This is a genomic window from Fulvivirga ulvae (assembly GCF_021389975.1).
GTDB lineage: Bacteria > Bacteroidota > Bacteroidia > Cytophagales > Cyclobacteriaceae > Fulvivirga > Fulvivirga ulvae.
In genome coordinates, this window is sequence record NZ_CP089981.1 from 1575131 (window position 1) to 1589570 (window position 14440).

Genomic DNA, 14440 nt, shown 5'->3' on the forward strand with positions numbered 1-14440 from the left:
AGTTGAGAACATCTTTATTTTTTATATAGGAACGTTTACGTGACGTTCTGCATGATAGGAAGATCTAACCAACGGACCGGACTCAACATATTTCAAACCTCTCTTCAATCCTTCTTCACGATAGGCGTCAAACTGATCCGGGTGGATAAATTCAGCAACTTCAAGGTGCCTTTTAGTCGGCTGCAAATATTGCCCTAGTGTTAGAATGTGCAACCCGTGTTCTGCAAGGTCATCCATAGCTTTATGTACTTCATCTGTGGTTTCACCTACACCCAACATTATGCCTGACTTGGTACGTTTGCCGGCTTCATTTGTCAATTTTATTTGTTCAAGACTTCTATGATACTTCGCCTGAGGCCTAACTCTACGATATAAACGTTCTACGGTTTCAACGTTGTGCGACACAACCTCTTGTCCTCCTTCAATCATGCGGTAAAGAGCATCCCAATTGCCTTTGACATCAGGAATGAGCGTTTCTATAGTGGTTTCCGGACTTAGCTTTTTGGTTTCGATTACAGTCTGATACCAAATTTCAGCACCCCGATCCTTAAGTTCATCCCGATTCACGGAAGTTATAACAGCGTGTTTTACCCCCATGAGTTTGATAGCTTCAGCAACCCTTTTTGGTTCTTCGGTATCATACTCTGGCGGACGACCGGTGGCAACAGCACAGAAAGTACAGCTTCGTGTGCAAACATTGCCGAGTATCATAAATGTGGCAGTACCCGCTCCCCAGCATTCACCCATATTAGGACAATTCCCACTCTCACAGATAGTGTGGAGCTTATGGTTATCAACCAGCTTTCTAACCTTAGCATACTCCTTACCTATTGGCAGTTTTACCCTTAACCAATCTGGCTTACGCTTTTTCTTTTCTTCTCCTTCTGAAATTACCGGAAGTTCTATCATAGCATCTATGTTTAGCCACAAAATTATGAATTAACGATTTCATTACCACAAACTAAAGTCGATTATCTACGCTTTCCGTAGAACAGGGTAATGAAAGCTGTGGGAAATATAGCTTTATTATCAGCGGTTTCTATGAGGGGGACTTCCTTAGTATATGCATCCAGTAAAAATCCTGCCTCGAAACCTGTCACACTGGTTTTGGAAGTTCCCAATTCAAAACTTAACGCCGCTTTAACATTGGCTCCCAGTTGAATTTTAGATTCCTGAATGCCTTGTAGAATGTGTCCCGTACCTAATATAAAGTCAGCATTATGCTTGTACGGATCGTATTGCTCTTTGCGTGAAGATACTGAAGGGTTGTTTCGACCGTCAGCATCATAGTCAATATAATAAGGGGCTACAATTCCTATAGAAGGACCGATAGCGGTTATTAACTTTAGTTCAACTCCTTGTTGAGGAGCCTTTCTGAATAAGATTAATTCCCTGCCATATTGCGCTCTTATGGCATAGAGATAATTTGTTTTGCCATATATAAAAAGATTGCCTGTAATATTTGAGTTTCGCCTTACCTCCAGGGGATGCTTTACATTCACTACCTCAATGCCAAGACTCTGGTATAGCTTATCGCCAATGCGCTTCGAACTGCGTATCATAAAGCCACCGATCAATCCACCAGCGGTATTTTTATTGATCCCCCACACAAATTCCTTATCATAGCTTTCCACATCATGATCCTGTGCTGAACTGAGTAAAGGAAGAAAAAAGAGTAAAAAGAAGTACGCTTTTTTGCGCATATTAAAATAATTGGGAATAAAAGATTCTTTAAATTTAGCGATTATATGCTGTAACGCAAATTACTAAATTATAGTTTAAAACCGAACACAATTATGCACTCGATGACCACCGAATATCTGGGAGACCTACGCACAACTGCCGTACATTTAAAATCAAATAATAAAATTATAACTGATGCACCTGTTGATAATAACGGCAAAGGTGAAGCATTTTCGCCCACTGACCTGGTAAGTTCGGCTTTGAGCAGTTGTATGATGACGCTCATGGGAATAACTGCAAGCAGGGAAGGCGTAGATCTTACCGGCCTCAGGGCCAATGTTACCAAGGTAATGGGTGCTAACCCCAGAAAAATTGCTGAAATCAAAGTTGACTTCAGCATAGACAATTTAAATGCTACTGATATTCAAAAGGAAAAGCTTAAACGCGCTGCATTAACATGCCCCGTAGCCCTTAGCCTCTCGGAAAGCATCAGGCAAAATGTCACTTTTAACTTTTAGCAAGATCTTTAATTGCATTGTAGTTAATCCCCATATGGGAATCATTATAGACAACTTCACCATTCTTGATAATAAGCACTTGAGGTGATTCATGCCTTACGTCAAAAACCTCGGCTACTTCATTGGAAACGTTTCTATTTCTGATAAGGTCGAGGTAGTAAGGTTTAACATTGGCCATATCCTGATCCGACCATGATCTTTCAAGTCGATTTAGTGCCATATCGCTGATGGAACAGCGGGTACTGTGCTTAAATATCATAACAGGATTCACACGAGACTCTTCTTTGATCCTTTCAAGATCGTCACTGCTGTTCAATTGTATCCAATTCATATATAACTTAATTCTAAGTATAACCCTGATAATGGGTTCTTATTTTACCTTGCAAACTTTATTCTCTATAAAGCAAATGGGCTTGCAAAAGTTTCTTCATTACAAAAATTAATCATACCAAATGTCCTCCTCCCTTTTATCATAACGAGGTTTTCTTTCCTTCTGCTTCAGGTTATCAGGCTGATTTTCATTTTTCTTGAAGAATTTTGCCCATAACAGTTTAAAGCTAAACGCCTTGTCTTTCTCAGCTTTGCCGTTTGATTTGCTGCTTAGGTATTTAAAGTCAGGATGCCTGTCTTCAACTCTTTTTTTGCGCATTTTGATGTTTCCCTGATAATTGCCCGCCTGTATCGATGCACGGGAAGGACCAATACCCTTGAGGGCTTCTTCAGCGCCTTTCGGGTTTTTCTTATAGTTTGGCATTTTCAAGCGCCCCTGATACTCCATACCCCTGGCAGTGCCCTTACCCGGAGGCTTGGTAGCCAAAGCTTCTTCAGCTGCAGACTTGCTCTGTTTTCTTTTTGAAGTAACTTTTATATTACCCTGATAGGGCTTTTTTCTAAAATAGATTTCATCAGGTGGTTTAATCTTCAAGGCTTCTTCAGCCGAGTTAGGATTCTTTTTATAATGGAACTGTTTTATATTACCACGATATTTATGGTCATCATCCGGTCCCCTGAGCAACATGTATTTCCTTATATTACCCGTACGTCGTGCAGCTCTTTTTGATGCTTCTTTTGCTTTATCACCTTTGTCGGCCTTCATATTGCCCTGAAATCTCGCAATTCGATTGTCTTGGGTCCTTGGCTCTCTGCCCTGTACGGGCTTTTCTTTATTGTTCCACCCGGCCCTGCTTATACTGCCTCCACCTTTAAGGGGCTTGCCTCCCTTAATATTACCCTGAAATTTAGCTACGCGGTTATCCTGGTCCCTTGGGCCGCGACCTTGTATGGCCTTACCTTTATTATTCCATCCTTTCCCGCTGATGCTGCCTCCTCCTTTTAGAGGTCTTCCCCGCTTGATATTACCCTGGAACCTGGCAACACGATTATCCTGCTCCCTTGGGCCTCTACCTTGAACGGCCTTGCCCTTATTGTTCCAGCCTACCCTGCTTATACTGCCTCCACCTTTAAGAGGCTTGCCTCCTTTGATATTGCCCTGAAACCTTGCTACACGGTTATCTTGCTCCCTTGGCCCTCTGCCCTGAATTGCTCTTCCTCTATTATTCCATCTCCTGCCACTTATACTACCTCCGCCTTTTAGTGGTTTCCCTCCTTTGATATTACCCTGAAATTTAGCTACGCGATTATCCTGCTCTCTCGGGCCCCTCCCCTGTATCGACCTGCCGTTGTTATTCCAGCGCTTTCCACTGATGCTACCACCACCCTTCAGAGGTTTTCCTCCTTTTATATTGCCCTGAAACCTTGCGGTGCGGTTATCCTGTTCTTTTGGGCCTCGGCCTTGCACCGCTCTGCCATTGTTGTTCCATCTCTTACCACTAATGCTTCCCCCTCCTTTTAGCGGCTTACCGGATTTGATGTTACCCTGAAACTTCCAGGCCCGTTGAGTTCCCTCCCCTGGAGGTCTTGAAGACGGTGATCTCCTTCCTGCTCTCTCCTTTCTTGAGCTTACAGATTTATAGCCACCTCCCTTTAGTTTCCCCCTAAAAGCTTTGTCTCCCCGTCTCTTACCTTTGGGATAGGTCTGAAAATGAGAATCATTGAATTTTGGCTGTCCTGAAGTTCTTATTCTAAGTTTATTGCCGGATATATCTTTCTTCCATGCTTTTTCCTTGGTACGGCTTATAGATTTATAGCCTGCCTGTATCTGACCGCGATAAGCTTTATCCCCTCTTCTACCCTTGCTGGAATATTTAACATCTCTGGGTTTTTGAATAACCGGTCTGTCTGTAGTCCGCTTGCTCCGGAACCTTCGCCCTGTAATATCTCCCTGGAAGGCTTTTTCCCACTTAGATCTTTCTCTAATTGCATATGGCTTTGCTCTTTTTCTTACCCGGTATGCACCGGAAGAAGATCTTGGAGTTACCCTGGTCACCCTCCTGGGTCTTTCAGGATCACGTGTAATGGAGCGTCCCGAACCTTTGACCTGCTGATAAGACCGTTTCCCCGTAAAGGTGGTACGTATAGAGCCTGTACTGGCTCGTCCTGCACGACCTTTCCAGGCTTTTTCCCGTTCTCTTGAAGAGTACCTTGGGGTTTGTTTTGACGCTTTGGCCCTGCTGGCCTCACTGGTTCTTTTTCTACCAGCATACGGATTTGGTTTGGCTATTCGAGCTCCCCATTTAGGTCGGGTGGATCTCTTTGTCTGGAATTTCCTGCCAGTGATGTCTCCTCTAAAAGCTCTCTCTCCCTGCTTTGAGCGAACCTTAAACTTGGTGGCTCTAAGCTTTCCTCTATTTGATTTCCCTTTATCTCCTCTTCGTTTCAGGCGGCGATTGCTCTTATTCCGCTTTTCCTGCATCTTCTCATAGCGGGATTTTTCCTGAGCCCGGGCTTCAGGAGCATTTACACTAATGATAAATATCATCAATGTACCAGCAAGCAGAAGCCGGAAACCAGTGCTAAAATTGAAAGTTGAAAATTGACTCAGGATACTCAAATCAGGCGAAATCTGTTAAAAAATAAATTAGCCAGCCTTTAAAACGCACTAATTTAATTAAAATTCCACCAAATCCTTAATTTTTTGCTTTAGCCTGCCCTTTGGTAAAAAATTTTGTTCGAGGGTCGGAGAAAACGGAACTGCCGTATCTAAGCTAGCTTCTCTTAAAACAGGGGCATCAAGATAACGGAAACAATTTTCACTTATCCATGCACTAATTTCACCACCAATTCCTCCGGTCATGCAGTCCTCATGCAAGATTAGCACACGGTTGGTTTTCTTTACAGTAGCCTCTACCGCTGCTTTATCCCATGGCAATAGCGACCTCAGATCCAGAATATCAGCAGAAAGCTCAGGCAAAGTTTGCATTACCTCTTTTGCCCAGTGTACGCCCATACCATAGGTAATGATAGAAAGGTCCGTACCCTCCTCTACCAGATTGGCCTTACCAATTTCAATTGTATAGTAGTCATCATGAATATCTTCGCTAAGAGACCTGTACAAAAGCTTATGCTCAAAGTAGATAACGGGGTTAGGGTCTTCAATAGCGGCACATAGCAAGCCCTTGGCATCTGCCGGGTTTGAAGGGTAAACTATTTTCAGTCCCGGAGTATGGAAAAACCAGGCTTCATTAGACTGGCTGTGAAAAGGCCCTGCAGCAACACCGGCACCAGTAGGCATGCGCACCACAACATCAGCATTCTGCCCCCAGCGGTAATGCGATTTAGCAAGATTATTAACAATTTGGTTAAAGCCGCAAGTAACAAAATCAGCAAACTGCATCTCTACAACAGATTTTTGCTTTTTAATGGACATACCCAGGCCAATGCCTATTATAGCGGACTCGCATAGCGGTGTATTCCGGATTCTTTCCTTTCCAAATGTGTCTACAAAACCCTCTGTTATTTTAAATACACCTCCATATTCAGCTATATCCTGCCCCATAACAATCAGCTCAGGATATTTCTCCAGACTCTGCCTGAGGCCATCAGAAATAGCATCAACATATCGCTTTGTGCTTTTTGCCTCAGCTAATGGTAGTATTACTTCCTGGGTGAAAGGGGCATACATGTCTGAAAGCTCCCGCTCAGTAGTGGCCACCGGAGTATCTTCGGCGTAAGCCATTTCCAGCCCGCTATCGATATTTTTTTGTATGGCTTTCCTGTACTTTTTGATGTCAGCTTCAGTGATCACCTTTTCTTTGAGGAGATACTGCTCATAATTATCAAGAGGGTCTTTCTTGGCCCACTTATCCATCAATTCTTTAGGAACATATTTTGTTCCGGAGGCCTCCTCATGTCCTCTCATTCTAAAGGTCATAGCTTCTACAATTACGGGATGGGGATTTCTTCGTAAATTCTCAGCTAATTGTTTGATGGTATCATAAACCTCTAACACATTATTGCCATCAACCTTTACGGCATCAATGCCATACCCTGGCCCTTTATCTATAAAGCTCTTAAACCTGAACTGCTCGTTGCTGGGTGTCGACAATCCGTATCCATTATTTTCTATAACAAAAATAACAGGCAGGTCCCAAACAGCGGCTACGTTAAGTGCCTCATGAAAATCGCCTTCACTCGCCCCTCCATCTCCGGTAAAAACCAAGGTTGCTTTTTTCTGTTTTGTAAGTTGGTTTGCCAGGGCAATGCCATCAGCAACCGCCAGTTGCGGGCCTAAATGAGAGATCATTCCTACGATATGATAATCATTGGTTCCAAAATGAAAAGAGCGATCCCGGCCATTGGTAAATCCGGACAGCTTCCCTTGAAACTGGGCAAAAAGACGGTTATATGGAACATCTCTTGAAGTAAAAACGCCCAGGTTACGGTGCATAGGGAGAATGTATTCATCATTTGCAAGAGCTTTGGCAGCGCCTATCGAAATGGCTTCCTGTCCAATTCCCGAAAACCATTTGCTAATTTTGCCCTGTCTGAGAAGGATCAGCATCTTTTCTTCTATCATTCGAGGCCTCAATAAAGCTTCATAAAGCTCTTTTAAAATTTTATCAGAATAATTCTTCCTGTCAAAGTGCATATTTTAAAATTTAGTCAACAAAATTAAAGCATTGGTAATATCTGCAAAATGATGCGATATTTTTATTTTTGTCTTGCACAATGATAGAATTCAAAAGCTTTACACTCGAAAATGGCCTAAGGGTTATTGTTCATGAAGACCCCGCTGTTCAGGTAGCTGTTTTAAACATTCTCTATGATGTGGGCTCGAGAGACGAACATCCTGAGAAAACCGGATTTGCTCATCTCTTTGAGCACCTTATGTTCGGAGGCTCTCAAAATATCGCAAACTATGACGAAGCGCTGCAGCTTGCCGGTGGTGAAAATAACGCCTTTACAAGTACTGATATCACTAACTATTATATGACATTGCCTGCCCAAAATCTGGAAACAGGGTTTTGGCTGGAATCGGACCGCATGCTGAGCCTGTCCTTTGAGCCTAGAGTACTGGAGGTTCAACGCAAAGTAGTTATTGAAGAGTTTAAACAGCGATACCTTAACCAGCCCTATGGCGATTTATGGTTGAAATTCAGGCCTTTGGTATACAAAAAGCATCCCTACCGGTGGCCTACTATCGGAAAAGAGATAAGCCATATTGAAAATGCCACAATGGATGATGTTAAGGCTTTCTTCAACAAGCACTATGTACCTAACCAAGCTATTCTGGTTGTTGCCGGAAAAGTAGATTTTGACGAGGTGAAGCGCTTATCTGAAAAATGGTTTGGCCCTATTCCGCGGGGTTACGATTACAGAAGAGACTTACCCCGGGAGCCACTGCAACAGGAAAAGCGCTTTATGGAAATTATAGCTGAAGTTCCCACCGATGCCCTTCATATGGCATTTCACATTCCAGGCAAGTTTGAGGACGGCTACCACACTGCTGACCTTATCAGCGACATTCTTGGCAGAGGATCATCATCGCGCCTTTATGAAAGACTGGTTAAAGAAAATGAGATTTTCAGTTCAATTGGTGCATCTATTACTGGCTCACTCGATCCTGGTCTTCTCATTATAAATGGAAAAGTCTCTTCGGGCATTAATATTGAAAGGGCGGAAGAGGAAGTCCAAGCTATTATAGACGAATTCGTAGCTTCCGGCACTACGGAAAAAGAGCTTGAAAAAGTCAAAAACCAGGCGGAAGCCAGCCACGTGATGTCTGAGGTTGAGGTCTTGAACAGGGCCATGAACCTTGCCATAGCTACTCTCTCTGGTGATACCAGTCTGGTGAATGAAGAAACTTTGAAAATCCAACAAGTCAGTGTGGAGCAAATTAATAAAAGAGCAAAGGAAATACTTGCATCTACAAACTGCTCTGTACTTCATTATAAATCAAAGCAAAAAGAAAAGATATAAAGCGCATGAAAATAAGGACTGGGTTTGGATATGACGTTCACCAACTAAAGGAAGGATCAGAATTTTGGTTGGGAGGTATTAAAATAGCGCATATTAAAGGAGCAGTTGGACACTCAGATGCAGATGTACTCATCCATGTTATCTGTGATGCCCTATTGGGGGCTGCCAATATGCGTGATATCGGATTTCACTTTTCAGATACCGACCCGAAATTTAAGGGCATAGACAGCAAAATCCTTCTTAAAGAGGTGATACAACTGATCCGTAACAAAGGATGGGAAGTTGGAAACATTGATTCAACTATATGTCTTCAGCAACCAAAGGTCAATCCTTACATTCCGGAAATGAAAAAATGCCTGGGTGCTGTTATGGAAATTGACGAGGAAGATCTTTCCATAAAAGCTACAACCACTGAAAAACTTGGATTTGTAGGGAAGGAAGAAGGAGTAGCTGCTTTTGCCACAGTACTTATTACCAAAGTCTGATGGCAATGGAAGCCGAAAATAATGAGAACAAAATAAGGCTCATTACCACTGATGATGGATCCCATTCTTTGTATGTTCCTAAACTCAATGAGACCTATCACTCCTTTCACGGAGCCGTACAAGAGTCCCGGCATGTTTTCATTGAAATGGGGTTAAAACACCGAATGAGTCAGGGACTTAAAGCTATCCATATTTTTGAGGTAGGGCTTGGTACAGGATTAAATGCATTGTTAACTGCCGAGTTTGCCATTAAATACCAGGTCCATATCCATTTTACGTCTATTGAAGCTTTCCCTGTTGATTATGATTTGGTCAAACAACTTAACTACACTAGCTATCTCGAGGCACCCGAGGCCAGGTCATGGTTTGAGGCCATTCACAATGCCCCATGGCATAATGACATTGCCATCCACCCCTTTTTTACTCTTCACAAGATACAGAGTAAGCTCGAAGAACATGAAATACCTGTTAGCACCTTTGATGTTATTTACTTTGATGCCTTTGCTCCTAATAAACAAGCAGAACTTTGGGACTTAAAGATCTTGTCTCTTATAGCCCAATCTATGGAACCTCTGGGCGTTTTTGTTACTTATTGCGCTAAAGGTCAGTTAAAAAGAGACCTACAGTCGCTTTATTTAAAAGTTGAAACTCTGAAAGGCCCTCCTGGTAAGAAGGAAATGGTACGCGCCACCAAATAATAAAATTTTAATTTTTCGTTGGATCAGCTTCTGCAAACGATTCCTATTTCTGTATTTTCAATGAAAAGCCGGAAATTGTTAAAAATATCACAATAATAAGACTCTAAAATTGCCATATTTCATAGTTAATTCTTCATTACATTAAACATTTTTCATTATATTGATTTCAATTCTGGTATTGTGCCCTACCTGAAAGAACTTTTCAAACCAATTTATGCTAATGAAGAATCAACTAAAGCGTGGGTTGTATACCCCCGAGCTTGAACATGACTCATGTGGAATCGGATGTATCGCAAACATCAATGGCACTAAGGATTACAGGATCGTTCAGGATGCCATTAACATGCTTGAAAACATGGAACACCGGGGAGGAACCGGATGTGACCCTGATACAGGTGATGGTGCTGGTATTTTAATTCAAATCCCACATGAATACCTTGAGGTAAAATGTAGTGAACTTGGGTTTAATATTCCTGCCCCTGGTTCATATGGTGTGGGCATGATATTTTTTCCTTCCCGAAAAGCTGTCCGTGAAGACTGTCGTGAAGTGCTGGAACGTCACACTGATATTCTTGGGCTGGAAATTCTTGGATACAGACCTGTACCTGTAGATCGTAGCATACCCGGCGCCGGATCGAAAAAAGTAGAACCTGTAATTGAACAGGTCTTTGTCAGGCATAAGGAAGGCTTAACCGGAGAGCAGCTGGAGAGAAAACTATTTGTACTAAGAAACTACACCACACATTATATAGGTCATAATGTAAAAGGCAACAACAGCGAATTTTATGTCGCCAGCCTTTCCCATAAAGTAATAGTTTATAAAGGCCAGCTTACCACTCAACAACTCAGGCCATATTACCTGGATTTACAGGATGTATCCGTAACATCAGCATTGGCTATAGTACATTCAAGATTCTCAACCAATACCTTCCCAAACTGGAAACTGGCTCAGCCTTTCAGGTATATAGCACATAATGGTGAGATCAATACCATCCGTGGTAATGTGACCAAAATGAAATCGAAAGAAGCCATGATGAAGTCCGATCTGTTCACCGATCAGGAGTTGAAAATGCTTCTCCCCGTAACTGACCCTACTCATAGCGACTCTGCCAACTTTGATTCGCTGGTCGAGATGTTGGTACTTAGCGGCAGGTCTCTACCGCATGTAATGATGATGCTGGTTCCTGAAGCGTGGGAAGATAACACCCTCATGGACACTGAAAGAAAAGCCTTTTATAAATATCATGCTTCGCTAATGGAGCCATGGGATGGTCCCGCCGCCTTGGTATTTACAGATGGAAATGTAATAGGTGCTACTTTAGACCGTAATGGTCTAAGACCTTCCCGCTATTACATCACCAGGGATGACAGGCTCATAGTAGCTTCAGAAGCTGGCGCACTCCCCGTACCACCAGCCGATATTATAAGCAAAGGGCGAATGCAGCCCGGTAAAATGCTTATTGCCGATCTGACCAAAAAGAAAGTGGAATACGATGAGGAGGTAAAGGCCAGGGTGACGAGCCGCAAACCTTATGTAGACTGGATTAAAGAACATCGGGTTAAGCTCAGGCTTATCCCAACCCCAACAAATATAGAACCTCACGATGATGAAGAAAAACTCCTGCTTAAACAGCAGGCCTTCGGATACACCTCAGAAGAGCTAAAAATTGTTCTGGGCGCTATGGCTATCTCGGGAACAGAACCCGTAGGCTCAATGGGAGCTGATACGCCCCTGGCCGTACTTTCCGATCAAAGCCAGCATATTTCAAATTATTTCAAGCAGCTTTTTGCCCAGGTAAGTAATCCTCCGATTGACCCTATTCGCGAGAGAATGGTTATGTCTCTCTTTACACGAGTCGGAGAAAGCTTAAACATTCTGGAGGAAACGCCGGAGCATACAAAGCAAATTCACATTTCCCAGCCTGTTTTGCTTAACTCTGACCTGCAAAAATTTAAAAACCTTGAAAACATTGGGTTCAGTTATGCGGTAATAAACTCGGTATTTATTGCAGATGGTAAGCCAGGCCGGCTCGAAGAAGGCCTGGACAATATCTGTATGGCAGCTGAAAAAGCCGTTGCTGACGGGAAAAAAGTAATTATCATATCTGACAGAAATATTGACAAAAACCATGCTCCCATACCTTCCCTTATGGCTGTAGGTGCAGTACATCATGACCTTGTGGAGAAAAAGATCAGAACCAAGGCAGGGTTAATATTAGAAGCCGGTGACATCAGGGAAACGCATCATTTTGCTACTGCAATCGGCTACGGAGCCAGTGCTGTAAACCCTTACCTGGCATTGGAGTCTATAAAAGAGCTCTGTCAAAAAGGCCTGCCTGAAAAAGAAACTGATGTGGACCAGGCCTATGTCAACTATCAAAAGGCAATTGGATATGGATTACTAAAGGTACTTTCCAAAATGGGAATCAGCACCTTACAATCTTACCAGTCTTCTCAAATTTTTGAGGCATTGGGCATCAGCAAAAAAGTTGTGGATAGATGCTTTAAAGGAACCATTTCACGTATAGAGGGGCTCAATTTTGATGGTTTGGCCAAAGAAGTACTTATAAGACATAGTGCAGCTTTTGGAAAGCTGGACGAAACAAGAATGCGGCTTGAAACCGGCGGGATATATCAATGGAAAAGACGTGGTGAGAAGCATTTGCTTAACCCTGAAACCATTCATCTGTTACAGCGCTCTACCCGAACCAACAACTTTGAGCTTTATAAAAAATATGCCGAAAAAATTAATGACCAGACCAGACACGCCCTCACTCTTCGTGGACTGCTGGAGTTTAAAAGCACCACTCCCGTACCTATTGAAGAGGTAGAATCAAAAGAAAATATATTTAAGAGATTCGCCACTGGCGCCATGTCATTTGGCTCAATCTCCCATGAAGCCCACTCCACTCTGGCTATAGCTATGAACCGTATAGGCGCTAAAAGTAACAGTGGAGAAGGCGGTGAAGATGAGGTGAGGTTTGAAAGAAAAGCCAATGGAGATTGGGAAAGATCCGCTATTAAGCAGGTAGCGTCAGGAAGATTCGGAGTTACCAGTTATTATCTTACGAATGCGGATGAACTTCAAATAAAAATGGCCCAGGGTGCGAAGCCTGGCGAAGGTGGACAGCTTCCTGGCCATAAAGTAGACGAATGGATAGGAAGAGTCCGGCACTCTACTCCCGGAGTAGGCTTGATTTCACCTCCACCACACCATGACATTTATTCGATAGAAGATCTGGCTCAACTTATTTATGACCTTAAAAATGCCAACAGAGAGGCCCGCATTAATGTGAAGCTGGTTTCAGAAGCAGGAGTTGGTACAGTAGCCGCCGGTGTATCCAAGGCAAATGCCGATGTGGTACTCATATCCGGAGCGGACGGAGGGACAGGAGCATCACCACTTAGCTCGATACGCCATGCAGGACTACCCTGGGAGTTGGGGTTAGCTGAAGTGCACCAAACTTTGGTTAAGAATGACCTGAGAAGCAGAATTGTTGTTCAGACAGACGGGCAGATCAGAACAGGTAAAGATTTGGCTATAGCCACTTTACTTGGCGCTGAGGAATGGGGCATATCCACTGCGGCCCTGGTGGTAGAGGGCTGTATCATGATGCGAAAATGCCACCTTAACACTTGTCCGGTAGGCATTGCCACTCAAGATCCTGAATTAAGGAAGCTATTCACCGGTGACCCTGATCATGTCGTCAATTTCTTTAATTTTCTGGCCGAAGACCTGCGTCAGGTTATGGCTCAGCTCGGCTTCCGAACCATCGACGAAATGGTCGGGAAAACGGAGGTTTTGAGGATAAGGCCTGAGATTAACCATTGGAAATTTAAAGACCTGGATCTTAAACCTATATTATATAAAGAGCCCATTGGAGAGCATGTAGGCACTTACAAGCAGCTTGAGCAAGATCACAACCTGAATGAGGTACTCGACTGGAAGCTTATAAATGCGGCAGGCCCGGCAATTGGAAATGGCAGGAAAATCTTTAAGAACTTTGACATAAAAAACACTAACCGCTCAGTGGGAGCCATGCTCAGCAACGAAATAAGTAAAAAACACAAAGGAGAAGGCTTACCTGAGGACACGATACATTTTAACTTCAAAGGTTCTGCCGGACAAAGCTTTGGAGCATTCCTTACTGCGGGCACTACTTTTGAGCTTGAAGGAGAGGCCAACGATTATTTTGGCAAAGGTATGTGTGGAGGTAAATTAATCGTCTATCCTGATAAGGAGTCAAAATTTGAAGCGGAAGAAAATATTATTATCGGGAACGTTGCCTTTTACGGAGCTACCAAAGGGGAAGCCTACATAAGAGGTATGGCCGGTGAACGCTTTTGCGTCAGAAATTCTGGTGTGGAGGTCGTAGTTGAGGGTGTAGGTGACCATGCCTGCGAATATATGACCGGAGGTAGAGTAGTAATACTTGGGCCAACCGGAAAGAATTTCGCCGCGGGTATGAGTGGTGGCATTGCTTATATTTTCGACCCGACCGCTCAATTTGAGGAACTATGCAACAAAGGGATGGTTTCTTTGGAATCCCTTGACAATGAAGATGAAGAAAAAGTAAAAGATATGCTCAAAAAGCATAAAGAATATACAGAAAGTAATGTTGCCGCTGATATTTTAAAGCAATGGCCATTGACCTCCAGGCAGTTTGTGAAGGTCATCCCTAACGATTACAAAGCCATTTTAATGAAAAACAAGGACTCGATAAAAGTAGCAGTTTAA

Annotated in this window: 10 protein-coding genes; 5 read left to right on the forward strand and 5 right to left on the reverse strand. The window is 43.1% G+C overall.

The features are described 5' to 3' along the window. Positions 1-21 precede the first annotated feature (21 nt). Positions 22-909, reverse strand: coding sequence for a lipoyl synthase (gene lipA / locus LVD17_RS06640; protein WP_233765597.1), 888 nt, complete (start codon positions 907-909; stop codon positions 22-24). 62 nt (positions 910-971) lie between these two features. Beyond that, positions 972-1703, reverse strand: a complete 732-nt coding sequence (locus LVD17_RS06645) for a hypothetical protein (RefSeq protein WP_233765599.1) — start codon at positions 1701-1703, stop codon at positions 972-974. 93 nt (positions 1704-1796) lie between these two features. On the opposite strand from LVD17_RS06645, the gene LVD17_RS06650 reads away from it, so the two are divergent. After that, positions 1797-2201 (forward strand): OsmC family protein, encoded by a 405-nt coding sequence (locus LVD17_RS06650; protein WP_233765601.1) that lies wholly within the window; start codon positions 1797-1799, stop codon positions 2199-2201. On the opposite strand, the gene ytxJ is transcribed toward LVD17_RS06650, so the two are convergent. From ytxJ to LVD17_RS06665, 3 genes are all read right to left on the reverse strand, one after another. Then, complete coding sequence (gene ytxJ, locus LVD17_RS06655; protein WP_233765603.1) at positions 2191-2532, reverse strand: bacillithiol system redox-active protein YtxJ; 342 nt, start codon at positions 2530-2532, stop codon at positions 2191-2193. The genes LVD17_RS06650 and ytxJ overlap by 11 nt on opposite strands. A 108-nt stretch (positions 2533-2640) precedes the next feature. Then, positions 2641-5079, reverse strand: a complete 2439-nt coding sequence (locus LVD17_RS06660; RefSeq protein ID WP_233765604.1) for a hypothetical protein — start codon at positions 5077-5079, stop codon at positions 2641-2643. 129 nt (positions 5080-5208) lie between these two features. Further along, a complete protein-coding gene (locus LVD17_RS06665) occupies positions 5209-7188 on the reverse strand; it encodes an alpha-ketoacid dehydrogenase subunit alpha/beta (protein ID WP_233765605.1) in 1980 nt (659 codons plus the stop codon). 80 nt (positions 7189-7268) lie between these two features. Between LVD17_RS06665 and LVD17_RS06670 the strand changes: the two genes are divergently transcribed. From LVD17_RS06670 to gltB, 4 genes are all read left to right on the forward strand, one after another. Continuing rightward, the gene (locus LVD17_RS06670; RefSeq protein ID WP_233765606.1) at positions 7269-8519 is read left to right on the forward strand and encodes a M16 family metallopeptidase; all 1251 of its coding nucleotides are present in this window, start codon (positions 7269-7271) and stop codon (positions 8517-8519) included. A gap of 5 nt (positions 8520-8524) precedes the next feature. Beyond that, a complete protein-coding gene (gene ispF / locus LVD17_RS06675) occupies positions 8525-9004 on the forward strand; it encodes a 2-C-methyl-D-erythritol 2,4-cyclodiphosphate synthase (RefSeq protein WP_233765607.1) in 480 nt (159 codons plus the stop codon). After that, on the forward strand, positions 9004-9702 hold the full coding sequence (gene mnmC2 / locus LVD17_RS06680; protein ID WP_233765608.1) for a tRNA (5-methylaminomethyl-2-thiouridine)(34)-methyltransferase MnmC2: 699 nt from the start codon (positions 9004-9006) through the stop codon (positions 9700-9702). The genes ispF and mnmC2 overlap by 1 nt, the downstream gene beginning before the upstream one ends. A 220-nt stretch (positions 9703-9922) precedes the next feature. Then, positions 9923-14440, forward strand: coding sequence for a glutamate synthase large subunit (gene gltB / locus LVD17_RS06685; RefSeq protein ID WP_233765609.1), 4518 nt, complete (start codon positions 9923-9925; stop codon positions 14438-14440).

Coding starts and splice junctions, on each gene's coding strand:
- lipA (WP_233765597.1), bottom strand. CDS start 909: ATGATAGAACTTCCGGTAATTTCAGAAGGAGAAGAAAAGAAAAAGCGT.
- LVD17_RS06645 (WP_233765599.1), bottom strand. CDS start 1,703: ATGCGCAAAAAAGCGTACTTCTTTTTACTCTTTTTTCTTCCTTTACTC.
- LVD17_RS06650 (WP_233765601.1), top strand. CDS start 1,797: ATGCACTCGATGACCACCGAATATCTGGGAGACCTACGCACAACTGCC.
- ytxJ (WP_233765603.1), bottom strand. CDS start 2,532: ATGAATTGGATACAATTGAACAGCAGTGACGATCTTGAAAGGATCAAA.
- LVD17_RS06660 (WP_233765604.1), bottom strand. CDS start 5,079: ATGATATTTATCATTAGTGTAAATGCTCCTGAAGCCCGGGCTCAGGAA.
- LVD17_RS06665 (WP_233765605.1), bottom strand. CDS start 7,188: ATGCACTTTGACAGGAAGAATTATTCTGATAAAATTTTAAAAGAGCTT.
- LVD17_RS06670 (WP_233765606.1), top strand. CDS start 7,269: ATGATAGAATTCAAAAGCTTTACACTCGAAAATGGCCTAAGGGTTATT.
- ispF (WP_233765607.1), top strand. CDS start 8,525: ATGAAAATAAGGACTGGGTTTGGATATGACGTTCACCAACTAAAGGAA.
- mnmC2 (WP_233765608.1), top strand. CDS start 9,004: ATGGCAATGGAAGCCGAAAATAATGAGAACAAAATAAGGCTCATTACC.
- gltB (WP_233765609.1), top strand. CDS start 9,923: ATGAAGAATCAACTAAAGCGTGGGTTGTATACCCCCGAGCTTGAACAT.